This window comes from Ulvibacter sp. 2305UL32-6 (genome assembly GCF_058148545.1).
In genome coordinates this window covers 1-26,406 of the sequence record NZ_JBYVKA010000002.1, presented here as the reverse complement: position 1 = coordinate 26,406, position 26,406 = coordinate 1, and the positions used below count along the sequence as shown (strand labels likewise).

At 38.0% G+C, this 26,406-nt stretch carries 26 protein-coding genes and 1 other RNA gene; 14 read left to right on the top strand and 13 right to left on the bottom strand.

Going from position 1 to position 26,406, the window contains the following annotated elements:
- Positions 1–2 precede the first annotated feature (2 nt).
- The gene (gene msrB / locus ACY2RU_RS05870) at positions 3–482 is read left to right on the top strand and encodes a peptide-methionine (R)-S-oxide reductase MsrB (protein ID WP_490137501.1); all 480 of its coding nucleotides are present in this window, start codon (positions 3–5) and stop codon (positions 480–482) included.
- 151 nt (positions 483–633) lie between these two features.
- Positions 634–2,010 carry a dihydrolipoyl dehydrogenase gene (gene lpdA, locus ACY2RU_RS05865; protein ID WP_490137500.1) on the top strand — a complete coding sequence of 459 codons (1,377 nt, stop codon included), beginning with the start codon at positions 634–636 and terminating at the stop codon, positions 2,008–2,010.
- A 64-nt stretch (positions 2,011–2,074) separates the two neighbouring features.
- Here the strand turns inward: lpdA and aroQ are convergent, their stop codons facing one another.
- From aroQ to ACY2RU_RS05850, 3 genes are all read right to left on the bottom strand, one after another.
- Positions 2,075–2,488, bottom strand: a complete 414-nt coding sequence (gene aroQ / locus ACY2RU_RS05860; protein WP_490137499.1) for a type II 3-dehydroquinate dehydratase — start codon at positions 2,486–2,488, stop codon at positions 2,075–2,077.
- A 78-nt stretch (positions 2,489–2,566) separates the two neighbouring features.
- Positions 2,567–3,127: a porin family protein gene (locus tag ACY2RU_RS05855; RefSeq protein ID WP_490137498.1), complete on the bottom strand. Its 561-nt coding sequence runs from the start codon at positions 3,125–3,127 to the stop codon at positions 2,567–2,569.
- 240 nt (positions 3,128–3,367) lie between these two features.
- A complete protein-coding gene (locus ACY2RU_RS05850) occupies positions 3,368–3,928 on the bottom strand; it encodes a porin family protein (RefSeq protein ID WP_490137497.1) in 561 nt (186 codons plus the stop codon).
- Between the two features lie 98 nt (positions 3,929–4,026).
- On the opposite strand from ACY2RU_RS05850, the gene xerD reads away from it, so the two are divergent.
- The gene (xerD, locus tag ACY2RU_RS05845; RefSeq protein WP_490137496.1) at positions 4,027–4,929 is read left to right on the top strand and encodes a site-specific tyrosine recombinase XerD; all 903 of its coding nucleotides are present in this window, start codon (positions 4,027–4,029) and stop codon (positions 4,927–4,929) included.
- A 74-nt stretch (positions 4,930–5,003) separates the two neighbouring features.
- On the top strand, positions 5,004–5,951 hold the full coding sequence (locus ACY2RU_RS05840; protein ID WP_490137495.1) for an aldo/keto reductase: 948 nt from the start codon (positions 5,004–5,006) through the stop codon (positions 5,949–5,951).
- A gap of 75 nt (positions 5,952–6,026) precedes the next feature.
- Here the strand turns inward: ACY2RU_RS05840 and rny are convergent, their stop codons facing one another.
- The 4 genes from rny to ACY2RU_RS05820 all read right to left on the bottom strand — a co-directional run bounded on the left by rny (position 6,027) and on the right by ACY2RU_RS05820 (position 8,437).
- Positions 6,027–7,592, bottom strand: coding sequence for a ribonuclease Y (rny, locus tag ACY2RU_RS05835; RefSeq protein WP_490137494.1), 1,566 nt, complete (start codon positions 7,590–7,592; stop codon positions 6,027–6,029).
- A gap of 100 nt (positions 7,593–7,692) precedes the next feature.
- Positions 7,693–7,800: non-coding RNA, 6S RNA (gene ssrS, locus ACY2RU_RS05830), on the bottom strand.
- Positions 7,801–7,850: 50 nt separating this feature from the next.
- Complete coding sequence (locus ACY2RU_RS05825) at positions 7,851–8,141, bottom strand: cell division protein ZapA (protein ID WP_490137493.1); 291 nt, start codon at positions 8,139–8,141, stop codon at positions 7,851–7,853.
- A 5-nt stretch (positions 8,142–8,146) separates the two neighbouring features.
- Positions 8,147–8,437: a hypothetical protein gene (locus tag ACY2RU_RS05820; RefSeq protein WP_490137492.1), complete on the bottom strand. Its 291-nt coding sequence runs from the start codon at positions 8,435–8,437 to the stop codon at positions 8,147–8,149.
- A gap of 151 nt (positions 8,438–8,588) precedes the next feature.
- On the opposite strand from ACY2RU_RS05820, the gene ACY2RU_RS05815 reads away from it, so the two are divergent.
- Both ACY2RU_RS05815 and ACY2RU_RS05810 read left to right on the top strand, forming a co-directional pair.
- Positions 8,589–10,280 (top strand): M23 family metallopeptidase, encoded by a 1,692-nt coding sequence (locus tag ACY2RU_RS05815; RefSeq protein WP_490137491.1) that lies wholly within the window; start codon positions 8,589–8,591, stop codon positions 10,278–10,280.
- A 9-nt stretch (positions 10,281–10,289) separates the two neighbouring features.
- On the top strand, positions 10,290–12,752 hold the full coding sequence (locus ACY2RU_RS05810; RefSeq protein ID WP_490137490.1) for a TonB-dependent receptor: 2,463 nt from the start codon (positions 10,290–10,292) through the stop codon (positions 12,750–12,752).
- A gap of 12 nt (positions 12,753–12,764) precedes the next feature.
- Here ACY2RU_RS05810 and ACY2RU_RS05805 read toward each other — a convergent pair whose 3' ends face one another.
- A complete protein-coding gene (locus ACY2RU_RS05805; RefSeq protein ID WP_490137489.1) occupies positions 12,765–13,919 on the bottom strand; it encodes a cysteine desulfurase family protein in 1,155 nt (384 codons plus the stop codon).
- Between the two features lie 82 nt (positions 13,920–14,001).
- Between ACY2RU_RS05805 and ACY2RU_RS05800 the strand changes: the two genes are divergently transcribed.
- Positions 14,002–14,862 carry a hypothetical protein gene (locus ACY2RU_RS05800; RefSeq protein ID WP_490137488.1) on the top strand — a complete coding sequence of 287 codons (861 nt, stop codon included), beginning with the start codon at positions 14,002–14,004 and terminating at the stop codon, positions 14,860–14,862.
- On the opposite strand, the gene ACY2RU_RS05795 is transcribed toward ACY2RU_RS05800, so the two are convergent.
- A complete protein-coding gene (locus ACY2RU_RS05795; RefSeq protein WP_490137487.1) occupies positions 14,855–15,406 on the bottom strand; it encodes a DUF8465 domain-containing protein in 552 nt (183 codons plus the stop codon). The genes ACY2RU_RS05800 and ACY2RU_RS05795 overlap by 8 nt on opposite strands.
- Before the next feature lie 176 nt (positions 15,407–15,582).
- On the opposite strand from ACY2RU_RS05795, the gene ACY2RU_RS05790 reads away from it, so the two are divergent.
- The 3 genes from ACY2RU_RS05790 (at position 15,583) to ACY2RU_RS05780 (ending at position 18,195) form a co-directional block, all read left to right on the top strand.
- Entirely contained in the window at positions 15,583–17,493 is a 1,911-nt protein-coding gene (locus tag ACY2RU_RS05790; protein ID WP_490137486.1) for a DUF8693 domain-containing protein, read from the top strand.
- Positions 17,494–17,499: 6 nt separating this feature from the next.
- A complete protein-coding gene (locus tag ACY2RU_RS05785) occupies positions 17,500–17,796 on the top strand; it encodes a DUF2752 domain-containing protein (RefSeq protein ID WP_490137485.1) in 297 nt (98 codons plus the stop codon).
- A gap of 78 nt (positions 17,797–17,874) precedes the next feature.
- Positions 17,875–18,195 carry a CCC motif membrane protein gene (locus ACY2RU_RS05780; protein WP_490137484.1) on the top strand — a complete coding sequence of 107 codons (321 nt, stop codon included), beginning with the start codon at positions 17,875–17,877 and terminating at the stop codon, positions 18,193–18,195.
- A 77-nt stretch (positions 18,196–18,272) separates the two neighbouring features.
- Here ACY2RU_RS05780 and rocD read toward each other — a convergent pair whose 3' ends face one another.
- Positions 18,273–19,550 carry an ornithine--oxo-acid transaminase gene (rocD, locus tag ACY2RU_RS05775; protein WP_490137483.1) on the bottom strand — a complete coding sequence of 426 codons (1,278 nt, stop codon included), beginning with the start codon at positions 19,548–19,550 and terminating at the stop codon, positions 18,273–18,275.
- Positions 19,551–19,730: 180 nt separating this feature from the next.
- Here rocD and rlmD point away from each other — a divergent pair, with 180 nt between their 5' ends.
- The 3 genes from rlmD to ACY2RU_RS05760 are packed head-to-tail and all read left to right on the top strand — an operon-like array spanning position 19,731 to position 22,337.
- Positions 19,731–21,143, top strand: a complete 1,413-nt coding sequence (gene rlmD / locus ACY2RU_RS05770; protein ID WP_490137482.1) for a 23S rRNA (uracil(1939)-C(5))-methyltransferase RlmD — start codon at positions 19,731–19,733, stop codon at positions 21,141–21,143.
- A 5-nt stretch (positions 21,144–21,148) separates the two neighbouring features.
- The gene (locus tag ACY2RU_RS05765) at positions 21,149–21,670 is read left to right on the top strand and encodes a DUF6452 family protein (protein WP_490137481.1); all 522 of its coding nucleotides are present in this window, start codon (positions 21,149–21,151) and stop codon (positions 21,668–21,670) included.
- Entirely contained in the window at positions 21,636–22,337 is a 702-nt protein-coding gene (locus ACY2RU_RS05760) for a DUF6048 family protein (RefSeq protein ID WP_490137480.1), read from the top strand. The genes ACY2RU_RS05765 and ACY2RU_RS05760 overlap by 35 nt, the downstream gene beginning before the upstream one ends.
- On the opposite strand, the gene ACY2RU_RS05755 is transcribed toward ACY2RU_RS05760, so the two are convergent.
- Entirely contained in the window at positions 22,338–23,495 is a 1,158-nt protein-coding gene (locus ACY2RU_RS05755; protein ID WP_490137479.1) for a THUMP domain-containing class I SAM-dependent RNA methyltransferase, read from the bottom strand. It abuts the gene before it with no gap.
- Positions 23,496–23,673: 178 nt separating this feature from the next.
- On the opposite strand from ACY2RU_RS05755, the gene ACY2RU_RS05750 reads away from it, so the two are divergent.
- Positions 23,674–24,339 (top strand): ZIP family metal transporter, encoded by a 666-nt coding sequence (locus tag ACY2RU_RS05750; RefSeq protein WP_490137478.1) that lies wholly within the window; start codon positions 23,674–23,676, stop codon positions 24,337–24,339.
- On the opposite strand, the gene trhA is transcribed toward ACY2RU_RS05750, so the two are convergent.
- Positions 24,336–24,962 (bottom strand): PAQR family membrane homeostasis protein TrhA, encoded by a 627-nt coding sequence (trhA, locus tag ACY2RU_RS05745; RefSeq protein WP_490137477.1) that lies wholly within the window; start codon positions 24,960–24,962, stop codon positions 24,336–24,338. The genes ACY2RU_RS05750 and trhA overlap by 4 nt on opposite strands.
- A 245-nt stretch (positions 24,963–25,207) precedes the next feature.
- Positions 25,208–25,912 carry a hypothetical protein gene (locus ACY2RU_RS05740; RefSeq protein WP_490137476.1) on the bottom strand — a complete coding sequence of 235 codons (705 nt, stop codon included), beginning with the start codon at positions 25,910–25,912 and terminating at the stop codon, positions 25,208–25,210.
- Positions 25,913–26,406 lie beyond the last annotated feature (494 nt).

The window sequence follows — 26,406 nt, the reverse complement described above, 5'->3', positions numbered from 1 at the left end:
TTATGAAACAACTCGTTATCGCCTTTATCTGTATAGCATTTATAAGTTGTAATTCAACTGCGCAAGATGCTAAAAAGGAAAAAGAAACCTTTAAGATTACCAAAACTGAAGCTGAATGGAAGGCACAACTTACCGATGATCAGTTTTATGTTCTTCGGAAGGAAGGTACTGAACGTCCATTCTCTAGCCCTTTAAATAAAATATATGAGCCAGGCACCTTTGTTTGCGCAGCTTGTGAAACTCCTCTTTTTGAAGGAAAACACAAATTTGACAGCGGAACAGGTTGGCCAAGCTTTGATCGTGAGATCGTTGGAAATGTGGCTTTCGACACCGATAACAAGTTAGGATATACCCGCACTGAAGAGCATTGCGCTACCTGTGGTGGTCATTTAGGACATGTCTTTAATGACGGTCCGCGTGAAACTACTGGCAAGCGGCATTGTATTAATGGAGATGCCTTAAAATTTATTCCAAAACAATAGAAAAAGAGGAATTATTTGTAATCCCGATCGCCTAAAAACGGTCGGGATTTTTTTGTGACGCACAATCTTAGCGTTTTTTGTATAATTCATTCGCAGTATACGTTTACATTTTTGTAAATTCGCTAACTCAAATTACAATCAATCTTACAACATGAGTAAATACGACGTAATCGTTTTAGGTAGTGGTCCAGGAGGCTACGTGGCAGCCATTAGAGCTTCACAACTAGGTTTGAAAACAGCAGTAATTGAAAAAGAGAGTTTAGGCGGTGTTTGCTTAAACTGGGGCTGTATTCCTACCAAAGCTTTATTAAAGAGCGCACAGGTTTTTGACTATTTAAAACATGCAGAGGACTACGGACTTACCTTAGAGAATCCCGATAAGGATTTTACAAAGGTTGTTGCACGTAGCCGCGGTGTAGCCGATGGCATGAGCAAAGGAGTTCAATTTCTTCTGAAAAAAAATAAAATCGATGTTATTAATGGCTTCGGAAAACTAAAGCCAGGAAAGAAAATAGACGTTGACGGAAAAGAATATTCGGCAGATCATATCATTATTGCTACCGGAGCACGTTCGCGTGAGCTTCCAAATCTTCCGCAGGACGGAAAGAAAGTCATTGGATATCGTGAGGCGATGACGCTTGAAAAGCAACCAAAATCTATGATCGTTGTAGGTAGTGGTGCTATTGGTGTTGAATTTGCACATTTTTATAACGCAATGGGTACTGAGGTAACTATCGTTGAATATTTACCAAACCTTGTTCCGCTAGAAGACGAAGACGTTTCTAAGCAATTTGAACGCTCGTTTAAGAAAGCTGGGATTAAGGTCATGACAAATGCTTCTGTTGAAAGCGTTGACACCTCTGGAAAAACAGTTAAAGCAACTGTAAAAACCAAAAAAGGTGAAGAAATTATTGAAGCAGAGATCGTTCTTTCTGCAGTAGGTATTATTTCAAATCTAGAAAATATTGGTCTTGAAGATGTTGGTATCGCACAAGATCGCGGTAAATTGATCGTGAATGATTGGTATCAAACAAACATTCCGGGATACTATGCCATTGGTGATATTGTACCGGGTCCTGCCCTAGCTCACGTTGCTTCTGCTGAAGGAATTACGTGTGTTGAAAAGATCGCAGGAATGCATGTTGAGGCTATTGACTACGGAAATGTTCCTGGTTGTACCTATGCTACACCTGAGATCGCTAGTGTTGGAATGACTGAAAAACAGGCTAAGGAAGCTGGTTATGAACTGAAAGTGGGTAAATTCCCATTCTCGGCGTCAGGGAAAGCAAGTGCTGCTGGAGCTAAAGACGGATTCGTAAAAGTGATCTTTGATGCCAAGTATGGCGAATGGTTAGGTTGTCATATGATTGGCGCTGGTGTAACCGATATGATCGCTGAAGCTGTTTTAGGTAGAAAATTAGAAACTACAGGACACGAGGTACTTAAAGCCATTCACCCACACCCAACGATGAGTGAGGCTGTAATGGAAGCTGTTGCAGATGCGTACGGCGAAGTAATTCACTTGTAAAAAGTAGTAAGCAAATAGAAAATCCCGCCATGAGCGGGATTTTTTGTTTTATGAATGTAATAGGTTAGAGAAAACTTTGCAGGGCCAGCTCGTAGCTTTTGAGTCCGAAACCTAAAATTACACCTTTAGCGGCGCCCGAAATAAAGGATTCTTTTCGGTAATCCTCTCTAGCGTGCGTATTTGAGATATGCACTTCAACCACAGGAGTTTTAATCGCTTTGACCGCATCCCCTATTCCTACGGAAGTATGCGTATATGCCGCTGCATTGAGAATGATACCATCATAGTCGAAACCAACTTCCTGAAGCTTATTAATAAGCTCACCTTCTATATTCGATTGATAGTGGGTTAACTCGATTTCGGTATACTTAAATTGTAATTTTCCGAAGTAATCCTGAAAGGTCTCCGCTCCGTAAATATCAGGCTCACGAGTGCCAAGCAGATTGATATTGGGTCCATTAATGATGATGATTTTCATATAGTAAACTTACAAAAAATAAGGTATAAAAAAAGCGAACCAATTTGGTTCGCTTTTCTATTAAAAATTTAATTATTTCTAGTTAAACATATATCCAACAGATATACTAGCTACAGAGTTTTTAGCGTCAGATTCTGGAAAGATTTCGGTCATACCAACTGTATATCTCGCTTGGAAAAATACACCCATTGGCAATTTGTATTGTGCCCCTATTCCAACACCAATGTCTAAGGTTTCAGTATCATCAATATCTTCTGTTTCACCATCAAAATCAACTTTTGATGAGATATTGATTCCAAACTGAGGTCCACCCTGAAGGCTAAATCCTTCAGCAAGATTTACATCTACCATAATAGGAATGTTTAGGTAATCAACCTTCGTTTTTACATCGATCCCTTCTATGTCATACGATGCGCCTTGAGACGAATAAACAAGTTCTGGTTGTAAAGAAATCATCTCTCCCAACGGAAAAACGGCAACAGCTCCAACATGGAAACTAGTAAGTCCATCTGAATCATCAGCATCATCTCCACTAAGAGACGCTAGATTCACACCGGCCTTTGCACCAAAGGATAGTTGAGCCATCATTGAGCTCATTCCAAATACTGCCAGGGCAGCGAATAAAAATAGTTTTTTCATAATGTGTTTCGTTTAGTTAAATTGTTAATTTATAGTATAAACATACTAAAAAAAACGAATTAAAGCCTATGGGGCAAATGCACTATTCTTCATTTTTTACGTAAAAGATTAATTATCAATACTTTGCAAACACTTATTGTGTAATATTTAGACCTTATCTTAATAAAAAAGACTCAGAATTCGATATAGACTGTGCTATAAAGACTTCTGAGTCATTTATTTAAGTGTTTTAAGCTCTATCTATAGGAAAGAATACCCTAATGCAATGGTAATAACCGAGTTTTTACCTGGTTCAGTTATATTAACATCTGAATTATTCGACTTTAAAATATCAGTTAAACCAAAGTTATAACGCGCATCGGCACGCAATCCAAATGGAAGGTGTAAACCAACACCCACAACTCCAGTAACATCAGTCTTTTCTGCTTCAGCAATATCACCAAGTACTTTAGAAATATTATCGTCTACAACAAAACCAAATTGTGGTCCTAATTGAATGTTGAATTTGTCTGTAACAAAATACTTTGCAACTACAGGTACATTCACGTACGATAAGTCGATATCTCCCGCGTCAAACTTAGCTCCTTGTTGTGAGTATAATAGATCAGCCTGTATGCCAAACTTTTCGCCTAGTTTAAAGCCAGCAAAAGCACCTACTACAAAACCTGTTTTGCTTTCGGCATCCGTTACATCACTAATGGTTGCGAAGTTAACCCCTGCCTTAATACCAAGATCGATGTTTTGTGCTTTGGCTGCAAAAGCCATAACACTCAAAATACATACTAAGAATACTTTTTTCATAATTATTTATTTTTCGTTTGTAGGTCAAAGTTATAACAAAAATTAATATCGCCATCACCGAGCCTTTTTTTTCAGAGATAATTATTCTATTATAGCCTATGCAATGGAAACACGCCATTAAAGACTACCAAAATTATCTGCGTATTGAACGTGGACTCTCAGAGAATTCCATTATTAATTATTCGTTAGACCTTCAAAAACTGCTACTTTGGTTGGAAACGAATGAAATAAACAGCTCGCCTATTTCTATTTCCGAAGAAACCATACAACAATGTATTTATGCTACGGCAAAAACGCACAGCCCTACCTCGCAGAGTAGATTTATTTCTGGCTTGCGTGGCTTCTTTAATTATTTGGTTTTTGAAGAATATCGAAAAACCAACCCATTAGAACTAATTGAGAGTCCGAAAACAGGCAGAAAACTGCCAGATACGCTTTCGGAAGAAGAAATTGATCAATTGGTTGCTATGATCGATCTGGGTAGTCCACAAGGGGAACGCAATCGATCGATATTGGAAACGCTGTATGGCTGCGGATTGCGCGTTTCGGAACTGATCACACTTAAACTTTCTGATCTATTTTTTGATGAAGGATTTATAAAAGTCACCGGCAAAGGCGATAAACAACGATTTGTACCTATCGGAGAGCATACCGTGAAATATATCGAGATCTACAAAAATGATGTCCGAAGGCATCAAACTATTGCGCCTGAAGCCAAAGACACCTTATATCTCAATCGACGAGGCAAAGCCTTAACTCGTGCGATGATCTTTACTATTGTAAAGCAACTCGCCGAAAAAGCAGGAATCCATAAGACTGTGAGTCCGCATACCTTTCGACACTCCTTTGCTACGCATCTTTTAGAACGCGGTGCCGATCTGCGAGCTATACAGCAAATGTTAGGTCATGAAAGCATCACAACCACAGAAATTTATACCCACATTGACAAAACCTATCTCAAAGAGGTTATTCATAAATTTCATCCTCATAAGGACGGTTAAAAATTTGCTAAAGTCGTTTTTTATCTTCGGAAGTAGCTAGTGAAATTGTAATTTGAAGAGAAATACAAAAAGCTATGAAAACACTAGAGTTTGAAAATAAAGATCGAATGCATGCAATTGGCCTCGGCACATGGAAAGCAAAAGGTAACCAAGTAAAGAATGCGGTTAAAGAAGCACTCTATGCTGGCGTACGGCATATTGACACTGCGGCTGTCTACGGAAATGAAACTGAAATTGGAGAAGCATTAAAGGAAGTGTTTAGTGAAGGAAAGATCTTTCGGGAAGATGTTTTTATCACTTCCAAATTATGGAACGATGCGCATAAAGAAGGACAAGTAATACCAGCATTGCAGGATAGCCTTAAAAAACTTCAATTAGACTATTTAGATCTTTATCTTATTCATTGGCCTGTAGCTTTTAAAAACGGTGTAGGATTTCCTCAAAAGCCATCCGATTATTATTCATTGGAAGAAGCGCCTATTTCAGAAACTTGGAAACAAATGGAAACTGCAAAAACCTCTGGATATGCACGTCATATTGGTGTTTCCAATTTCAGTAAAGAAAAACTTAAGAACTTAGTTTCTGAAGCGAGTATCAAACCAGAAATGAATCAAGTTGAACTGCATCCGCTATTACAACAAAATGACCTACTCGCCTATTGCAATAGCGAAGGTATCAAGATGACCGCCTATTCTCCCTTAGGTTCTGGGGATCGTACCCATGATATGAAAGGTGAAGACGAGCCAAATTTATTAGAAATAGAAGTGATTAAAGAAATTGCAAAAAAACGAAGGGCTACACCGGCTCAAGTATTGATCAACTGGCATGCGCAACGCGGTACCGCGGTTATTCCGAAGTCAACAAGCAAAGATCATATTAAAGACAATTTTCAAGCGGCAAATGTTGAGTTGAAAGAGGAAGACATGCAAGCTATCGCTGAACTTGATAAGGGCTACCGATTTATTACGGGTAAATTCTTTGAAGAGCCACAAAAAGGTTATGTCAATATTTATGATGAATAAACGAGCAACTAGTAAAAAAAGAAAACCCTCAAGAAACCATTGGTTTTTGAGGGTTTTTACTATTTAAAAAGTATGTTATTTCGCGATATTCACTGCTCGTGTTTCACGAATTACGGTAACCTTTACTTGTCCGGGATAGGTCATATCGGTTTGGATCTTTTGTGAGATCTCAAATGACAATTGCGCAGCTTTATCATCACTTACCTTGTCACTTTCTACCATTACACGTAATTCTCGTCCGGCCTGAATAGCGTATGCTTTATTTACACCGTTAAATCCAAATGCGATATCCTCAAGATCTTTTAAACGCTGAATGTATGAATCTAACACTTGTCGTCTAGCGCCTGGTCTTGCTCCGCTTATAGCATCACATACCTGTACGATAGGCGAAAGTAAGCTCGTCATTTCAATTTCGTCGTGGTGAGCTCCAATAGCATTACAAACTTCTGGTTTTTCACCATATTTTTCGGCCCACTGCATTCCTAAGATCGCGTGTGGGATCTCTGTTTCAGATTCAGGTACTTTTCCTATATCGTGAAGTAATCCGGCGCGTTTTGCCATTTTAGCATTTAAACCTAATTCACTTGCCATGACACCACAAAGCTTGGCAACTTCTCGTGAGTGTTGCAGCAGGTTTTGTCCGTAAGAAGAGCGATACTTCATTCGACCTACAGCTTTAATTAATTCAGGTTGTAAACCGTGAATACCTAGATCGATCACGGTACGTTTTCCTACTTCTATGATCTCTTCTTCGATCTGTTTAGATGTTTTCTTGACTATTTCCTCGATTCGTGCTGGGTGAATACGACCGTCGGTTACTAATTTGTGTAATGACAATCTAGCGATCTCGCGACGTACACTGTCAAAACAAGAAAGAATAATTGCATCTGGAGTATCATCAACAATGATCTCTACCCCTGTTGCAGCCTCAATGGCGCGAATATTTCTACCTTCTCTACCTATAATACGTCCCTTGACATCATCGCTCTCTAAATTAAATACAGAAACACAGTTTTCAACCGCTTCTTCTGTTCCAATTCGTTGAATAGTCGTGATAATAATTTTTTTAGCTTCCTGCTGAGCAGTCATTTTAGCCTCTTCCACAGAATTTTGCACAAACGCCATCGCTGATGTTTTAGCTTCTTCTTTAAGGCTTTCCATAAGCTGATTTTTAGCATCTTCTGCTGAGAGACTTGAAATAACCTCAAGTTGCTCTATTTGATTGCGATGCATTTTATCCACTTCGTTCTGCTTTTTCTCTAAAAATTCGAGACGATCCTCATAGCTTTTCTTTTTATTATCAACTTCCTGATTCAATTTTTTGGTACGAGCAAGTTCACTGGAAACGATAGATTCTTTATCCCGAGTACGTTTTTCTGCCTCCGAGATCTTTTTCTCTCGGTTCATGATCACTTTTTCGTGTTCAGATTTAAGTTCAATAAACTTTTCTTTGGCCTGAAGCATTTTATCCTTTTTAATGGCTTCCCCCTCTTTATTGGCTTCTTTGATCACATTGGCTGCATTCTTTTTTGCAGATTTGACCAGCTTTGAGGCATTATTTCGCTCTAGAATCTTGGCAATGACGAAGCCAATGATGATTCCAACGATTGCTGCTATGACAAGTATGATATAAGTATTCATTGTTAATTTTTAGTACTAATTAGATTCAATAGGTGCCTAAATTTCTGAATGGCAAAAATTTGGGCATAAAAAAAGCCTACATTAATAAGCGATTTTGAATAAACTCCTTAAAAACAAGTTTAGGGCTAATAAGCTGGTCAAGTATCCGCTCGAAGACGGCTCGCTTTTACAACTTTAACTCACCCTTTTTAAAGAATTCGTGTTGAGTTTACCAAAAATAATATTAATGTAGGCAGTAACCTTTTTATTAAAAGAACGTTACGACAAATGCTTTTGTAACAACTGATTCAAAGCTTGTAGCTTCTCTTCTGTTTCTAGCGTGTCGCTTGTATTATCTATTTGTTTTTGCTCTACTTGTGCCGCAAATTGTAAGGCGCACATAGCCAATACATCTTGCTTATCACGAACGGCATAATTTTTTTCAAACCTTTGGATCATCGCCTCAATCTTCTTGGTAGCCTTTCTAAGGCCTTCTTCTTGCGATGGATCGATCGTTAACGGGTAAACCCGGTCTGCGATAGAAAGTTTTATTTTTAATTGTTCTGCCATTATGTTTATTCGGAAAGTTGGGTGATACACTGATCAATTTCCCGAACCAGAGCGTTTATCTTGAGTTTTGTTTCTCGTTTATGTTGGTCGCTGCCAAGCATTGAATTGGCTAACCGCAATGAGTTGCATTCTTCCTGAAGAGAGGCTAGCGTTATCTCAAAGTTGTCTTGGTTAGACCTTAATTGAGCTAATTCGCTTTCCAATTTTATATTAGTTTGCTTAGCACTCTCGTATTTATGCAAAAGCTTGCTAATTCTATTCTCAAGAGAATCAACAAGTTCTGTAAGTTGACTCATTCGTTAGGTATTTCAATACTTCACTTACAAAGTTAACATTCAAGTTCAAATAAGACAACTGTTTTGTATTATTTTTTGTAATATTGAATATCAATTACAATAAATTCCCGCAACTCCCCCATTTAATATAGCCATTCGCTATTTTTGTCTCATGAAGAAATGTATCCTTGTTGTCCTCTTTTCAGCATCATTCGCTATTGGGCAAAATCAACTCCCAACCGACTATTTTAGTAACCCGCTTGATATTCCATTGATTCTCTCTGGAAGTTTTGGTGAACTTAGAAGTAATCATTTTCATAGCGGACTTGATATTAAAACGCAACGAAAAGAAGGCTTTCCTATTTTCGCTCCAGCCGATGGTTATGTAAAACGTATTAAAGTGGCACATTATGGCTACGGAAAAGCCTTGTACATAATCCATCCTAACGGATACAGCACTGTTTATGCGCATTTACAGAAATACGCGGGATATATTCAGGAGTATGTAAAAAAGAAGCAATACGAAAAAGAAACTTATGAGATTGAACTATTTCCAGATGTAGATCAACTTTCAGTAAAAAAAGGAGACCTTATTGGATACACCGGAAATAGCGGTAGTAGTGGCGGCCCGCACTTACATTATGAAATTCGAGATGCTGCTTCAAGACCCATGAATCCTTTACTTTTTGGTGTGGCCATTAATGACACTAAAAAACCGTTGGTTAATACTGTTATGGCGTATCCCATCGATGAAAACTCACATGTCAATCGGTCGCAAAACCCTGTAAAACTTCGGCTTATCCTTCAAAAAGACGGTTCATACAAAGCCGAGAACATAAAAGCATTAGGGCGTATTGGTTTTGGCGTGTCAACACATGATCAGCAAGACGGTGCTTCAAATAAGAACGGTGTATATCAAATTAAATCGGCTTTTAACGGTAATGCTATTTTTGACGTGCGTTTTGAAAAGTTCTCGTTTAACGAAACACGTTATCTAAACCGATTTATCGATTATGGCTACTTTCAGGAAAATAGAAGTCGTATTCAAAAATTATTCAGACAAACAAATAACCCGTTAAGCATTATTAAAGATGAAGTTGACAATGGCTATGTGTTTGTTGATGAAGGTTTCAATTCTACCTATACCATTACCATAACAGATTATAGTGGTAATGAAGTACTTATTTCTATTCCTATTGAAGGTGCTTCGGAAGAGATCCTAGATCGAAAAAACGACACCCCTACGCTCGATTATATCTTTGCAGATCAGGCTACTTCTATTTCAAAAGAAAAATTTGGTATATATATTCCGGCAAATAGTCTCTATGAAAATACCTATTTAGATATTGAGGCAAAGGGAGATACGCTGCATTTTCATGAAGATATCATTCCTATTCATAAAAATATCACGATAACTGTGGATGCTTCAAACTATTCAGGTAGTGATAAAGACAAACTGTATATTGGCAGACTAAACTATAAAGGAGACCCTTATTTTAACGCTACCAAGCGTAAAGGCGACAAGCTGTCGGCGCGCGTGCGTACTTTTGGCGACTATATTCTTGTGGCAGATAGTACTCCACCCACTATTAAACCTGTAAACTTCAATGACGGGAAATGGATCAGTAAGAATAGTACTCTAAAATTAAAGATAGAAGACGACCTTAGTGGTATTAGTACCTATCGCGCAACCTTGAACGGAAAATATATTTTAACGGAATATAATTACAAAACCGACGTTCTAACCTATGACTTTGACGATAACATCGTCACTGAATCTGAGAATAATTTGAAACTGATTGTAGTCGATAATGTAGGAAATAGTGCTACATTTGAGGCAACATTTTTCAGAAAACAATCTTAATTTTTGCTTTTGAAGACAAGACAATTCACGCTACTATCCATCCTTCTATTAGTTTCCACATTTGCTTTTGCTCAAACGGCAACCGTCCGCGGGGTCATTTTGAGTGACGATAGCATGCCGCTACCGCAAGTAAACATAACCTTTGATGGCGGAGGAACTACAACCGATTTTAATGGATTTTATATCATAGAGATACCCGCTAATCAGGTAGTAACCCTCACCTACAGTCACGTAAGCCATAAAAATGCGGTGATCAAGTTGAATTTATCGCCCAACGAAGATTACGAGTTCAATCCGCAACTCAAAACAGATCTTGAGCAACTGCCAGACATTGTGATCTCAGGAAGAGAAAACCGTCGCGTCGAAGGTATTACATCAATTAGTCCGGAAGCGATTCGTAAGATCCCAGGTGCAAATGCAGGGGTTGAAAACTTGCTAAAATCACTCCCAGGAGTTAACGGAAACAATGAATTAAGTACACAATATTCGGTTCGTGGTGGAAATTACGATGAAAATCTTGTGTATGTAAACGAAGTAGAGGTCTATCGCCCATTTTTGGTGCGAAGTGGCCAACAAGAAGGTTTAAGCTTTGTGAACAGCGACCTCACATCAAATGTAGATTTTTCGGCAGGTGGTTTTCAAGCCAAATACGGTGACAAATTGTCGTCTGTATTAGATATAACCTATCGCCGTCCTAGCGATTTTGGCGCTACAGCAGATCTTAGTTTATTAGGAGCGAGTCTTTCTGCGGAAGGTATTTCGAAAAATGGCCGACTTACCGGAATTGTTGGTTTACGCTATCGCGACAACAGTCTCTTTGTAGATGCTAAACAAACCGAAACCAACTTTACTCCGAGATTTGCAGACGCGCAAACCTATTTGACCTATAAGGTAAACGATAAGCTTGAATTGGGTTTCCTCGGAAATATAGCCATTAATAAATACGACTATCAACCCTTAACACGTCAAACAAATTTCGGTACACTCGCAGATCCTATTGCGCTTCTCGTTTTTTATGAAGGGGAAGAACAAGACAGTTACGATACCTATTTTGGTGCCTTAAAAGCGAGTTATGATGTTTCAGAAAATTTTACCGCAAAATTGATCGGTTCTGTATATCATACACAAGAACAAGAATACTTTGATATACTTGCTCAATACCGTTTGGGAGAAGTAAATACTGATATTGGAAGCGAAAACCTCGGAGAAGTTGAATTTAGCGAAGGTATAGGATCACAGCTTACTCATGCAAGAAATGACCTTGATGCCCTTATTGTAAATATTGAGCATAAAGGAAATATTACGGCAGACGAAAATACGTTTGAATACGGACTTAAATACACAATGGAAGATATTCGTGATCGTGTTCAGGAGTACGAGATCATTGATTCGGCAGGATTCTCAATTAGGCCACCCATTGTTGATTATTCAAACAATCAGCCTTACGAGCCCTTCGACTCCCCTATTGTTCCTTTTACAGACATTCGAGCACAAAACGATGTTCAGATCAATCGTATCTCTGGATATGCCCAATGGAGTCGCCGTACTTCTTTAGGCAATAACGAAGTTTGGCTAAACGCCGGTGTTAGAGCGCACAACTGGACTGTGAGCGGAGATGGCATTGAAAGTGTAACCCAGACTACCTTTAGTCCGCGTGCTCAAGCTACCTTAAAGCCAGATTGGGACATGGATATGCTATTTCGTATTTCGGGTGGTTTGTATCACCAACCTCCCTTTTATAGAGAATTGCGTGATTCTACCGGAACTGTTCGACCTAATGTAAAGGCGCAACAATCGGTTCACATTGTTTTAGGAAACGATTATAGTTTTGATCTTTGGGACAGACCTTTTACCTTAAACAGTGAACTTTACTACAAAAGCCTAACCGATGTTAACCCCTATACGTTAGAAAACGTACGTATTCGCTATCGCGCAACCAATAATGCTATTGCCTACGCCTATGGTCTAGACCTGCGACTGGCGGGTGAATTTGTCCCTGGAACCGAAAGTTGGGTAAGTTTAGGATATCTTAAAACAGAAGAAAACATTGAGGATCGTGGTTACATTTTTAGACCAACAGATCAACGTCTCAAATTTGGTGTGCTTTTTCAGGACTACGTAAAGGTAATTCCTGATCTTAAAATGTACTTGAATTTAGTGTATAACACGGGACTTCCTGGAGGTTCTCCTAGTTACGCTGATCCGTATGATTTTCAAACACGACTTCCAGATTACAAACGAGCCGATATTGGCGTGTCATATGTGATCGTCAATGAGGATAAGTTACGTGAAAGTGGTTTTTTAAAGGTATTTAAAGAATTATCTATTGGCGCAGAAGTTTTCAATATGTTTGATGTTCAAAACTCCATCACTAACACTTATGTACGTGATGTATACACGAAAGTGCAATATGCCATTCCAAACTACTTAACACCTCGTGTTTACAACGTACGTGCTACAATGAAATTTTAAAGCAGGGCATGCTTATTGGGCATCTTCAACAAACTTTTTAAGCGTTTCAACTACGTAATCAATCTCGTCTTTGGTATTAAAGCTTGAAAATGAGAACCGGATAGACGGTCTGTTTTTGTGTTCTGTGGAAAGAAATTCCTCTAAAACATGTGATCCTTTGCTGCTCCCACTCTGGCAAGCGCTTCCTTTAGAACATGCAATCCCATTAAGGTCGAGCTGAAATAACAGCAATAAGCCCTTTTCCGAAGTAATTGGCAAACAAACATTCAACAAGGTATAAGTGCTTCGCTCGTTGTCTCCACAAGAACCATTAAAATGAATATCCGGAATTGCATTTACGAGCTCTTTTTTAAAATAATCTTTTAATTCGGTGATATAAGCCTGCTCTTTATCTAAATTGTGATACGACATCCTTAATGCTTCGGCCATGCCTGCAATAGCGTAAACTGGCTCTGTTCCAGCTCGTAGTCCGCGCTCCTGTTCGCCTCCAAAAATTAATGGTTTAAGTCCTGTGTTCTTTCGAATAAAAGCAAAACCAGCACCTTTTGGTCCGTGAAACTTATGAGCTGCCGCAACCGCAAAATCTACGGGTATCGTAGAAAGATCTAAAGCGAAATGCCCAATAGATTGTACCGTGTCGCTATGAAATAGTGCTTCGTGTTGCTTGCAAAGCTTTGCCACTCTCAATAAATCAAGTTTATTTCCTATCTCATTATTGACATGCATAAGAGAAACTAGGATTTTGTCTTCTGAAGAATTTAATAAGGATTCTAAATGCTCGTAATTTACATGACCCGATGGATCGATCTGAACATAACTTACCGTAATTTCGTGTTGTTCCTTTAATTGATCTAATGTGTGTAAGACAGCATGATGCTCAATTTTACTTGAAATAATGTGTTTGACCCCAAGGTCACGTACACAGCTATTTAAAATTAAGTTGTCAGCCTCCGTACCTCCGCTAGTAAAAATTATTTCGGCTGCAGATACATTAAAATGAGCCGCAATTTCTTTCCGTGAATTCTCTAGTAATGATTTAGATGACCTACCATAAGCATGTGTAGATGAAGGGTTTCCGTATTCAGTTTTTAAAACCTCAGTAATGCATCTTATCACTTCAGGTCTGAGCTGTGTGGTAGCGGCGCTATCTAAATATACTTTTTTCATAGGGTGCAAAAATACATATTAAATTATACTTACATCCCGAAGAAATGCGTTACTTTGTTATCGTAAATTCTGAAGAAAGATCATGAATAAAATTCTTTTAGTGCTTTGCTGTATTGTATTTTTTAGTAGTTGTGATGATGGCGAAATCATTGTAACTTCCTTTGATTTTGAAGATCAGACACTTCAAAGTTGCGGAGGACCCGAAAACTACGTCTTTTTTAAGCTCAATACTGATGCTAATGAGAGTCTTTCATTAAGCTTGGAAACTTCCGTAGAAAACTTTAAAAATCCTGCAAACAGAACTTTTGTGCTTAACGGAACTACAAATTTTGCCAACTACCGAAAGTACAATGGCGATATTACAGCAAGTTACTTTTGTAATAATGTTCCGCCAGAGTCGCCGCAGGTTTCTGTTGAGTATGTTGGTAACTCAGGTACCGTTACTATGGGCAAAATTGTGGTGCGTGACGATCTTGATGGTGTTGAAGAAGCTATTGACGATGATATCGATACAGACATGGATGGGATACCTGATTATTACGATGCCGACGACGATGGTGATAATGTGCTTACCATTATAGAGCTAGGATCTGGTGATGAGCCTGCAGACACTGACGGAGACACCATTCCAGATTATTTAGACCCAGATGATGATGATGACACCATACTTACCCGCTACGAGGCTGAAGGAGGTTTAGATCCTACACAAACCGACACGAATGGTGATGGCATTCCAGATTACTTAGACGATACTATTGTTAATGAAGATATTATTGACGAATACATATTGCACTCCTACAGTTTACAAAGTTCGATCAATATATTTATTTCGGGATTAGAGTTAAGAACCGATAATGAAAGTATTATTCAGGAGAGTCTGGATTTAGGTTCTATTGAAAACATTGTGAATACAACCGAAACAGAGACACCAATTTTTAACTAGTCGTTTTGTTCTGAAAAATATATACTTCGGTAGCACCACGGCCATATTTCTGAAAGTCGGCGTCATAGAATTGAATATTTTCATAGCGATTTAAAAAGAACTCCAATTCGCTCCGCAATACACCTTCGCCTACACCGTGTATAAAAACGAGGCGCTGAATACGTTTACTGATGGCAAATTCAAGTTGCCGCTTTGCGGTATCCATTTGAATATTCAACATTTCATAATTCGACAAGCCTTTTGATTTAGGAACCAACTGATGTATGTGCAAATCGACCACCATAGGCGGTAAAATCCGCTCTTTAGGCTTTACTCGTTTGGTATTTTGATTCTTTTTTATGGTTTTTTCTGAAATTACTTCGGAAACATCCCTTGAAAATAAAGCCGTATCATCTATAAGGTCATTCATTACAACCAACTCATTTTTGGGAAAGGTCATAGGAAAACCATCGGAAGTTTCTATAGTAACTTCAGAATTATTCATAGCCGTTACAATTCCAGATATGACATCATCTAATACTGCAACATGATCTCCTTTTTTCATAAAAAAGCTAAATTTTAGGTGGTGAAATTACATATTCCGTAGAAATATTTCAACGTTAATAAGTACATTTAATCGATTATTTAGGGCAAAAGTCCTGTAATTCAAAAAATTGTATTAATTTTAGCGCGTAATATGTACGAATTTTCCCCAGGAATGAGTACACTAAATGTAACTTTATGAAAAACCTACTACTTAATGCAACCGTATTTATGGTTGCAGCCAGCGCTTGTGCGCAACTCTATGTTCAACCGAACGGCACCGATGAATCCTATGTCTATGTAAATGATCAAATACTCTTTGTTGAGCAAGATGTGAATTTACAACCAAATCCAACAGGAAACTTTGAGTCAAGTGTTTATTTACGAAATGACTCACAATTGATTCAGGGAGCAACGGCTTCTAATAACATCGGAAATGGTACTTTGTCGGTTTATCAAGATAGTAATTCAGATTCATATGATTACAACTTTTGGAGCGCACCAGTAGGTTTTGCTTCAGGTCCTGCTGGAAATAGAAGCTTCGGGATTTTAAGAGTTAATGGTATTACAGACGATACTGATTCGTACACAACTGGTATTACCTCTGCATATAATGGTAGTTCTACTCCATTGACTATTTCTAGACGATGGTTGTACAAACAAACCGCCGCTGCAGGTTATCAAGCTATTGGAACAAACAACAATGTTCCAGCTGGATATGGTTTTACCATGAAAGGTACTGATGTTACTCCAGCAGGAGGTGATATTCATACGGATGCTCAAAATCAGAATTATGATTTTAGAGGTCGTCCACACAATGGAACGATTACTGTTCCAACAGGCGTTGGGAGTCCGTTACTAACTGGTAACCCTTATCCTTCGGCCCTAGATCTAAATCGTATGTTTTACGATGCAGACAATTCAGAAATAACAGAAATTTTATATTGGGATGAAGATCGCTCGATCAACTCTCATTTATATGTAGCCAATAAAGGTGGTTTTGGAACTTGGGTTCCTATGGGCAGTGATCCTAATGGAACAAATCCTGGACTCTATACATTACCAACATTTGTTGCATATGATGCCGCAGGTAACCCTTTACCTATAGCACCAGGTGATGATGCTGGATTAATGTACGACAGACGTTTTGCTCCAATTGGGCAAGGTTTTGTTGTTGTTGGTGCTGCTACTTCAGGTGGTGATGTTACGGCAAACAGTATCTCTATTAAAAATTCACACCGTCGTTATATTAAAGAGGGTACTAATGGTTCGGTATTTAAGAGTGCTGAAAACGGTCCTACGCTAAGTGATTCTGGTGCTGTTACCGGAACAGGTGGAGGAAGTACAGGTAGTGGTTCTTCAGATCCTGCAACCTTACCAGACGATAGAATTCCACATATGAGAATCTTTACAATGTTTGGCGAGTCGCACTTTAGAGATATGGTTTTAGCCTTCTCTGATGAAGCTACCGATGGTTTCGATCGTGGTTTTGACGGAAAGAATCCAGATCCAGCTTCAGGTACTGATGCTAGTTTCCCAATTGGCGAAGATGCTGATAGAGATCTATATGTGATTCAAACAATTAATTATGAGATAGGAAAACGTGTGCCTATCGCTTTTAACATTAGACAACAAACTACTTTAGAAGTAGGGACATCAGAGGAAGTTAATAAACCCTACCCTGCTGCTTATCTTTGGGATAGTTCTAATAACACGTATCAAAGTATCTCTGGTGATAATGTAGCCAACTTAAGTTTAGATGCTGGTAATTACGACAACAGATTCTATATTGTATTTAGAGGTTTGCGTGAAGCTACAGATTCATCTGATGGTACAAAAGCACAAGAAAAAGCGGTTGCTTCTATGGATTTCTTCCAAGACAATCGAATTGGTCAACTGCAAGTTGCTAACCCAGAAGGTTACGACGTAGGTTCGGCTAATATTTATGATATGGGTGGACGTTTAGTTTTAAGCAAAGTGAATTTAGGTAGTAGTAATTCCTTTACTTTCCCAACTGGAAACTTAAGCGATGGGGTTTATTTAGTGAAAATGTTGACTAAAGACAACTTCGCTATTGATCATAAAATTACAGTATACAATAACAATTAACCTTCTATGATTCTTGAAGGACTCGAAGATTACATGCTTACATGTACAAATAAGCAAATCTTCGGTGTAGAATGTTTAGGCTGTGGCACCCAACGTGCCGCAGCCTTATTATTTAAAGGCGAATTTGTTGCAGCATTTAAGATGTATCCCGCCATTTATACCATTATTCTTCTATTAGCTCTAGTCGTATTTAATTTCTTTGTAAAATTTAAATACGATTATAAAATCAAAATGGGGCTTCTCTTCCTTAACATTGCCATTATTGTAGTGAGTTACGCTATAAAAATGAGCAAATATATGTAGTACTCCACTGCGTTCTATATTGTTACATCTCATTATTTTATACTATATTTAAGATGTATTAATCAACCAATCTTAAATATGGAACAACAAAAATTACCCAACGCAACTCTTATTCTTGTATTCGGTATAATTTCTATAGTGACCTGTTGCTGTTATGGCCTCGGACTTATCTTTGGAATTATAGCTTTGGTTTTGTCTAAAAAGGCAACTGCAGAATATATGGCCAACCCAGAATTATATACGGGTTATGGCAATGTAAAGACAGGTAAAATTTTAGCCATTATTGGAACTATTCTTAGTGCCGTCTATTTGGTGTATGTAATTTACCTTTTTGCAACCGTAGGTGCCGATGGAATCATGCAAATGAATGAAGAAATGATGCGCGAATACGGAATGTAGTTTTTAAATATAAAACTATCAAAATAAAAAAAAGCGGCTTTAGGGCCGCTTTTTTAGATAGTTAGACAAAAGGAGATCTACTTTTCGAATTCCTTTAATGTTTTTGTAATAATTGAAACACAATCCATCAATTGCTCTTCGGTCATTACCAAGGGTGGTGCAAAACGAATAATATTTCCGTGTGTTGGTTTTGCAAGTAGTCCGTTGTCACGTAACCTCATACAGATGTTCCAGGCTGTATCGCTATCTTCGGCATCATTGATCACAATGGCGTTTAGAAGCCCCTTCCCACGCACTAAATTAGCAATGGTACTCGTTTCTATATACTTTTGAATTTCGCTTCTAAAAAGCTCCCCTAGCCTGTCTGCATTGTTTGCTAATTTCTCTTCCTTTACCACACTCAATGCTGCCATTGCAACCGCAGCGGCTATAGGATTACCACCAAAAGTAGAACCGTGGTTTCCAGGTCTAATTACTTCCATAATGTGATTGTTCGCCAAAACAGCAGAAACAGGATATGCCCCGCCACTAAGTGCCTTTCCAAGAATTAATATATCTGGTTTAACGTCTGGAGTTCCACTACAATCTTTGTTTTCACAAGAACAGTTGCCACAAGTAGCCAATAAACGTCCTGTTCTGGCAATTCCCGTTTGTACTTCATCTGCGATAAACAATACATTGTGCTTTTCACACAACGCTTTTGCCTTGATCAAATAATCGTTTGCAGGAACATAAACACCAGCTTCTCCCTGAATTGGCTCTACAAGAAAGCCCGCAACGTTTTTATTCTGAAGCGCTTCCTCTAGTGCTGAAAGATCGTCGTAAGCAACTTTTATAAAGCCAGCTGTATACGGACCAAAGTTTTTACGCGCTACCGGATCATTTGAAAATGAAATGATGGTTGTAGTTCTTCCGTGGAAATTATTCTCACAGACAATAATTTCGGCTTGGTTTTCATCAATACCTTTCTTTTCGTACGCCCACTTTCTACAGATCTTTAAAGCTGTCTCAACAGCTTCAGCGCCTGTATTCATTGGTAAAAGCTTATCGAATTTAAAATATTCAGAAGCAAATTTTTCATACTTCCCCAACATATCATTATAAAATGCTCGCGATGTTAATGATAAAGTTTGGGCTTGTTTGGTCATTGCATCTACAATCTTAGGATGACAATGCCCTTGATTTACAGCCGAATAAGCCGAAAGAAAATCGTAGTATTTTTTCCCTTCTACATCCCAAACGTAAACACCTTCTCCCCGAGCCAAAACCACTGGCAGTGGGTGATAATTATGAGCTCCATATTTGTTTTCTAGATCGATCGCCTGTTGCGACAAGGTTTGATTTGTTACAGACATAACATAAAATTTTAATGTGAAATATTATAAAATTCCTACTGTACCTTTATTCTTCCGAAGACTCGAAAATTCAGCGGAGGAGAGAAATCATCCTTAGATGCGCAAATTACTAAATTATTATCTAATTTTTTATGCCCAACCCAATATATTAACCGTGCTAATTATAGTATTTTTGCGGCTATGGGAAGAAGTAAAACCAAGAGAGTCATCCTTGAGGATTTAGAGGTCATTGACGCAGGTGCTAAGGGAAAATCTATAGCAAAGGCAGATGACGGGCGCGTTGTTTTTATTGACAATGCAGTTCCAGGTGACGTTGTGACCGTTCAAACAAATAAAAAGCGTAAGGCGTATTACGAAGGAACTGCTATTTCCGTTTCTAAATATTCTGATAAACGCGTACAACCCAAATGTATTCATTTTGGAACCTGTGGAGGTTGTAAATGGCAAAATATGGGCTATGAACATCAATTGTTCTATAAACAAAAAGAAGTTGAAAATAATCTAAAACGAATTGGGAAAATCGAGCTACCCGCGATCATTCCTATTCTCGGTTCTAAAGAGCAATATTACTATCGAAACAAAATGGAATTTTCATTTAGCGATAGTAAATGGCTCACACTAGACCAAATAAAGAGCGATAAGGTCATAGAAGACAGAAATGCACTCGGTTTTCATATTCCCGGTATGTGGGATAAGATCTTAGATCTCGAAATTTGTCATTTACAACGTGATCCTAGCAATCAGATTCGTGACTTTGTAAAAGCAAAAGCAGAAGCTCTTAGCCTTTCCTTCTTTAATACACGCAAGCAGGAAGGATTTTTAAGAACCTTGATGATACGCACCTCAAGTACAGGAGATGTAATGGTGTTAATTCAATTTTATCACGAAGATGAGACCAACAGAAAGCTATTGCTCGATGCGGTTTCCGAAGAATTCCCAAACATTACCTCGCTTCAATACGTGATTAATAGCAAAGGAAATGACACTTTATATGATCAAGAAGTGATCTGTTACGCAGGAAAAGACCATATTATGGAATCTATGGAAGGTCTATTGTTTAAAATTAACGCGAAGTCCTTTTATCAAACCAATAGCGAGCAAGCATACGAATTATATAAAATTACTAGAGATTTTGCCGGTCTTACAGGCAATGAAGTTGTTTTTGATCTTTACACAGGAACCGGAACCATTGCACAGTTTGTTGCTAAAAACGCAGCGAAAGTTATTGGAGTAGAATCGGTTCCCGATGCCATTGAAGCTGCAAAAGAAAATGCGCTGCTTAACGGTATAGAAAATACCGAGTTTTATGTTGGCGATATGAAAAAAGTCTTTAATCAAGACTTTATCAACGCACATGGTACTCCCGATGTGATCATTACCGATCCTCCTAGAGATGGCATGCATGCCGATGTAGTAGCACAACTCCTAGAAATTTCAGCACCAAAGATCATTTATGTAAGTTGCAACAGCGCAACACAAGCACGTGATCTTGCGTTATTAGACTCACAGTACAAAGTCACAAAAGTACAGGCGGTAGATATGTTTCCGCAGACACATCATGTAGAAAATGTTGTACTTTTGGAAAGGAGATAAACACTATGAGCAACGAGAAAATTTTTATGCTATTATTAAAAAGAGGGTTGATTTTTACTCTTATTTTGAGCCTTTTCCTTGGTTGCACACGTGATGACATCTGTCCTGAAGAGACACCATCAACGCCACTACTAGTGATCAATTTTAAAGACAGAGCGAACCCAGGCTTGACAAAAAGTGTTGATAGCCTACGAATTGAGACTACGGGAGATGATCCTACATTGGTTTATTATTCAAGCGCAGCAACAGATTCTATCGCGATTCCTCTAAATACAGGAAGCGATCTGTCTTCTTTTCGTTTTATTGAACTCGCTGGGAATGAAGATGATGAAAATAGTGATGTTCTTACCTTTGAGTATAACCGCGTTGACGATTATGTAAACAGAGCGTGTTCCTTTCGCACACTATACGCCAATCTTAGAGTTAACAGAGAAAATGACGGGGATGCCTTCTGGATCACTTCATTTATAATTTTGAAAACAAACATCGAAGATGAAACTGAAGCACACCTTACTATTTTGCATTAGCATATTTTGTGTGTTTTCTACTTCGGAAGCACAAACAACAGAGAAGCCTACAGATAGCTTGCTTAAAAAGACCAAATACGGACTCCGCTTAGGCGCAGATCTAGCAAAACCACTACGAACCGCTTTAGAAGACGGTTATTCTGGTTTTGAGATCATGGGAGATTTTCGTTTCGCGGACCGATTCTATGCAGCAGCAGAATTGGGTAATGAAACGAAAGATTATACAGAACCAAATCTTAACATAACTACATCAGGAAGCTATTTAAAACTGGGAGCCGATTTTAACGCGAATAAAAACTGGTTCGGACTAAACAATGCCATTTTTGCAGGATTGCGCTACGGTTTTTCAACGTTTAAGCAAGAACTGGTGTCGTACAGCGTTTATACAACAGATCAGACATTCCCATCTGAAGTAATCGTTGTAAATCAAGAAGACAAAGGATTGACCGCGCACTGGGCCGAGCTTATTGTTGGAATTAAAACGGAAGTGGCCAATAACCTTTATTTATCGATAAATCTGCAGTTAAAACGAAAGATCACAGAAGATAAACCCGACGGTTTTGACAATGTATATATTCCCGGTTTTAATAGAACATACGATTATAGCAAGTTTGGAGCGGGTTATGGCTATACGATCTCTTATTTAATACCCCTGTATAAAAAATAATTACTGCTTCTTTGCTTTTTTACTGCCTTCGTACATCTCGTACTTAACAAATTTACTTTCAAGCTTTCCATTATATACTTTGATTCGCTTCGAAGGTCGTAATCCAACACATTTTAACGCCTCCATATTGGCAGTGATCATCCAGGCCTGTGTTCCAGGATAACCTCGCTTTAATGTATTTCCAATATTTCCATAGAACTTTTCCATATCATCAATGGAAATTCGCTCATCATACGGTGGATTGAAAACAAGATGAATAGGCCGTTCTCCTTCTTTTTTACTTTCAAAAAAATCTTGTGCCTTAACCTCTATAAAGTCCTGTAAATTGGCACTCTTTATATTTTCTTTTGCCTTTTTTACCGTAAATGGGTCAATGTCATACCCATAAATCTTATATCTAAAATCACGGATCTTCTTTAGCGCAGCAGCCTCAATAAGTTCGTATAGGTCAACGTCAAAATCTGGCCATGTTTCAAATCCAAATTCATCCTTGTTTAAGTTTGGCGGAATATTGCAAGCGATCATGGCAGCTTCGGTCAGGATCGTTCCACCACCACACATAGGATCGAGAAAATCACATTGTCCTTGCCAGCCTGAAAGCATGATCAAGCCCGCGGCAAGTACTTCGTTAATTGGGGCTATGGTGCTTTCAACCTTATATCCCCTTTTATGTAGTGACTGTCCGGAGCTATCTAAAGAAATGGTACAGATATTTCTGTCAATATGCACATTAATACGCAAGGTAGGATGATCCAGGTCAACATTCGGACGCTCCCCTACTTGATCGCGAAAACGATCTACAATAGCATCCTTTGTCTTTAGTGAAATGTACTGGGAATGAGTAAACTGTTCAGAAAAAACCGTAGAATCTACCGCTAAACTCCCCTTTGCATCCATATATTTTTCCCACGGAATAGCATATACTTTTTTATATAGGTCTTCCTCTGTAAATACGTTAAATGCCGTAATTGGTTTTAAAATTTTGATGGCCGTTCTGCAGCAAAGGTTTGCCTTATACATAAACCCTGTATCGCCTTCAAATGCAACATTTCGTGTTCCAATTTCTACGTTGGAAGCTCCAAGCTTGCGTAATTCATCAGCTAACAACCCTTCCATTCCGTAGAGCGTCTTTGCTACCATTTTAAAATTTTCTCCCATACTAATCCTTGCTTAGGCAAGGAACTTTTAAATTCAACTTAATAACTATTTTGACGAAAACCGTTTAATAGAGAACAAAAATACAGTATTTTCGCAGAGTCTAATCACTATTTCAAATTAAGAAACCTCTTATACCTATTATTACTAAGCCACTTTACCAAAATTAGATTGCTCATTCATGGTTTATTTATTACTCTTTTTATCGGTATTATTTGGATACGGAATTGCACTACTTATTCAAGCAAAAGCGCCAAAACTTCAGTTATTTCTAGCATTTAGTGGAGCCTTTCTACTTTCTATAACTGTTTTTGAATTACTCCCTGAAGTTTTTACGTCCAATCATGAGCATATTGGCGTTTGGATCATGAGCGGAATATTACTTCAAATTTGCTTAGAATTCTTTTCAAAAGGAGCAGAACACGGACATGTTCATTTACATGTTAGTGATAAGACCTTTCCCTGGGTATTATTTTTCAGTTTGTCATTACACGCCTTGTTAGAAGGGTTTCCAATTTCAGAAGATAACAACTTATTCATTGGAATCATCGTTCATAAGATCCCTGTAGCGATTATATTAGCATTATTTTTTATACAGGCCAGGTATAGAAAGCTCACAACCATATTATTTCTGGTGCTTTTTGCCTTAATGACACCGCTTGGTAACTACCTTTCTAATGAAGTAGCACTATTTAAGCGATATAATATAGAAATTTCGGCACTTGTCATCGGGATTTTCCTGCATGTATCAACTACCATTCTTTTTGAGAGTAGTAAAGATCATAAGTTTAATCTGGCAAAAATTACAGCTATTATCTTCGGAATTGTCCTCGCCTATTTCCTTTAGAGCACAAATAAAAATATAAAGAGATAGTGAAGAATACTTCCGGCTAGAACAAAAAGGTGCCAAATAACATGACTGTACCTAACTTTGTGCATTGCATAAAAAATTATGCCAACGGTATAGGCCATCCCTCCTCCCATCAAGAGCCATAAACCCTGTGTGTCTACAGCATCTTTTAGAGCCGAAAAGTCAAAAACGATCAGCCAACCCATCACGAGATATAGAAATACCGAGATAATTTCAAATCTTCCAGTAAAAAATACTTTGAGAATTGTGCCCACTAGAGCAATACCCCAAACGATCCAAAACAATAGCCAACCCTTACTATCACTTAAGGTGATTAAAACAACAGGAGAATAAGTTCCAGCAATAAGCAAATAAATACTTATATGATCTAATGCCCTAAATACACGTTTCTTACGCTCGTTGGTCACATAATGATAGGTAGTCGACGCCAAATATAGCACAGATAGTGAAATCCCGTAAAGTATAACTCCAAGGAGACCCTGATATGATTCGTATGTTTTAAAGAACAGTAACAACGCAAATCCAAGTAAGCTCAATAAAAACCCGATCCCGTGGGTAATTACATTGTAAAATTCTTCCTTTTTTTCTTGAGTTCTCACCTAGGGAATTGTGTTTAAAAGATCTATTATCAAAGTCTAACTAAAAGACAATGATAAAGGTATTAAAATTTCAAAAAATTAGAAGATCTGCTTATAGAGTTTCTTGTATTTTCTTTTGAGCAACTGCCGGGCTATGATTGCTATCTTTTTGCGCAAATCCTCCGGCGCAAAAAGGATATCCGTTCTATCCCTGTTGCAGCTTTGGCTAGTCTATATCGCGAAGTAATAGAACCAAAAGGTAGAATTTATCCTTGTAGATTATTGTAAAACACCATGAATTTTTTAACGTCGTTTTCCTTAGAGAGCTTAATGCGGTTATCTTTTAAATACTTTTTAACTTCAGCTTGTTTGTATGAGATCATTTTTAAAAGATCCTTATGCTTAGGGGGGATCGGTATAAATCGATTTTGTTTTGACACCATATAAAAGGCATTCGTTGTTTCAAATTTACCAGGTCGTGGAGTGTCATAACCGTTGGTGCTGTAGTAAGGAGGTGTATAGGTTACGGTAGATTTCATATAAAGATCAAACTGTTTTCCGGTAGTTAATATCTGAACATATCCTCCTTCGTTACCAGAAGAAATATATACAAAGGTTCTGTTATCAAATTTTGCTTTAATACTGGGATCCTTTAGCAACCCACCAATATTAGTTTTATCATCGGGATCAACAACCTTTGAAATTTCAATTTCATCAAAGAAAATATTATAACGCAAGATCGAAGCAATCTCCTTGTCTCCAACAGAAATAGTACCATACGCAAATTCCTTATTCAAATAAGGCGAGCCACTTGCATTGTTAAGCTCATCCTCGGTGATGCCATATTCTGTAAAGTTAAAACTGGATACACCTCCTACACTATCTACGTTATATGTATAGGTAGAAACACTTCGTTGGGCATTCATCAGTTGAAATATCATGACAAAACCAGTAAAATATAAGCTTTTCATATGTGCGTTTTTTCTGTAATAATATGAGAATTCTATGAATGACCAAAGTAAACATTGTATTTATACCAGACAAAAATAGAATGATAAAAGGGCTAGTTGAATAGAATATAATTGCAAAATATTTAAAATCAAAAAAAATGCTCATTAGACTCACTCGTGTGAGACTAGCTATTAGTTGATTTTAAAAAAAAGATGTGGCCTACCAATTAGTAGGGTCTTATAAAAGCCGGCTTGAGATAATACAAAACAGCAAAACCGCTCTCATTTACGCGCAGGAGCGTACAAATTCGGTCGGTTTTGCTGCCACCTCACTCGTGTGAGACTAGCTATTACTTGATTTCTAAAAAAAAAGATGTGGCCTATCAATTGGTAGGCTCTTATAAAAGCCGGCTTGAGATAATACAAAACAGCAAAACCGCTCTCATTTACGCGCAGTAGCGTACAAATTTGGTCGGTTTTGCTGCCACCTCACTCGTGTGAGAGTAGCTATTAGA

Bases quoted from the DNA above. Each gene is read 5' to 3' on its own strand.
- msrB (WP_490137501.1), top strand. From the start codon at position 3: ATGAAACAACTCGTTATCGCCTTTATCTGTATAGCATTTATAAGTTGT.
- lpdA (WP_490137500.1), top strand. From the start codon at position 634: ATGAGTAAATACGACGTAATCGTTTTAGGTAGTGGTCCAGGAGGCTAC.
- aroQ (WP_490137499.1), bottom strand. From the start codon at position 2,488: ATGAAAATCATCATCATTAATGGACCCAATATCAATCTGCTTGGCACT.
- ACY2RU_RS05855 (WP_490137498.1), bottom strand. From the start codon at position 3,127: ATGAAAAAACTATTTTTATTCGCTGCCCTGGCAGTATTTGGAATGAGC.
- ACY2RU_RS05850 (WP_490137497.1), bottom strand. From the start codon at position 3,928: ATGAAAAAAGTATTCTTAGTATGTATTTTGAGTGTTATGGCTTTTGCA.
- xerD (WP_490137496.1), top strand. From the start codon at position 4,027: ATGCAATGGAAACACGCCATTAAAGACTACCAAAATTATCTGCGTATT.
- ACY2RU_RS05840 (WP_490137495.1), top strand. From the start codon at position 5,004: ATGAAAACACTAGAGTTTGAAAATAAAGATCGAATGCATGCAATTGGC.
- rny (WP_490137494.1), bottom strand. From the start codon at position 7,592: ATGAATACTTATATCATACTTGTCATAGCAGCAATCGTTGGAATCATC.
- ACY2RU_RS05825 (WP_490137493.1), bottom strand. From the start codon at position 8,141: ATGGCAGAACAATTAAAAATAAAACTTTCTATCGCAGACCGGGTTTAC.
- ACY2RU_RS05820 (WP_490137492.1), bottom strand. From the start codon at position 8,437: ATGAGTCAACTTACAGAACTTGTTGATTCTCTTGAGAATAGAATTAGC.
- ACY2RU_RS05815 (WP_490137491.1), top strand. From the start codon at position 8,589: ATGAAGAAATGTATCCTTGTTGTCCTCTTTTCAGCATCATTCGCTATT.
- ACY2RU_RS05805 (WP_490137489.1), bottom strand. From the start codon at position 13,919: ATGAAAAAAGTATATTTAGATAGCGCCGCTACCACACAGCTCAGACCT.
- ACY2RU_RS05800 (WP_490137488.1), top strand. From the start codon at position 14,002: ATGAATAAAATTCTTTTAGTGCTTTGCTGTATTGTATTTTTTAGTAGT.
- ACY2RU_RS05795 (WP_490137487.1), bottom strand. From the start codon at position 15,406: ATGAAAAAAGGAGATCATGTTGCAGTATTAGATGATGTCATATCTGGA.
- ACY2RU_RS05790 (WP_490137486.1), top strand. From the start codon at position 15,583: ATGAAAAACCTACTACTTAATGCAACCGTATTTATGGTTGCAGCCAGC.
- ACY2RU_RS05785 (WP_490137485.1), top strand. From the start codon at position 17,500: ATGATTCTTGAAGGACTCGAAGATTACATGCTTACATGTACAAATAAG.
- ACY2RU_RS05780 (WP_490137484.1), top strand. From the start codon at position 17,875: ATGGAACAACAAAAATTACCCAACGCAACTCTTATTCTTGTATTCGGT.
- rocD (WP_490137483.1), bottom strand. From the start codon at position 19,550: ATGTCTGTAACAAATCAAACCTTGTCGCAACAGGCGATCGATCTAGAA.
- rlmD (WP_490137482.1), top strand. From the start codon at position 19,731: ATGGGAAGAAGTAAAACCAAGAGAGTCATCCTTGAGGATTTAGAGGTC.
- ACY2RU_RS05765 (WP_490137481.1), top strand. From the start codon at position 21,149: ATGAGCAACGAGAAAATTTTTATGCTATTATTAAAAAGAGGGTTGATT.
- ACY2RU_RS05760 (WP_490137480.1), top strand. From the start codon at position 21,636: ATGAAACTGAAGCACACCTTACTATTTTGCATTAGCATATTTTGTGTG.
- ACY2RU_RS05755 (WP_490137479.1), bottom strand. From the start codon at position 23,495: ATGGGAGAAAATTTTAAAATGGTAGCAAAGACGCTCTACGGAATGGAA.
- ACY2RU_RS05750 (WP_490137478.1), top strand. From the start codon at position 23,674: ATGGTTTATTTATTACTCTTTTTATCGGTATTATTTGGATACGGAATT.
- ACY2RU_RS05740 (WP_490137476.1), bottom strand. From the start codon at position 25,912: ATGAAAAGCTTATATTTTACTGGTTTTGTCATGATATTTCAACTGATG.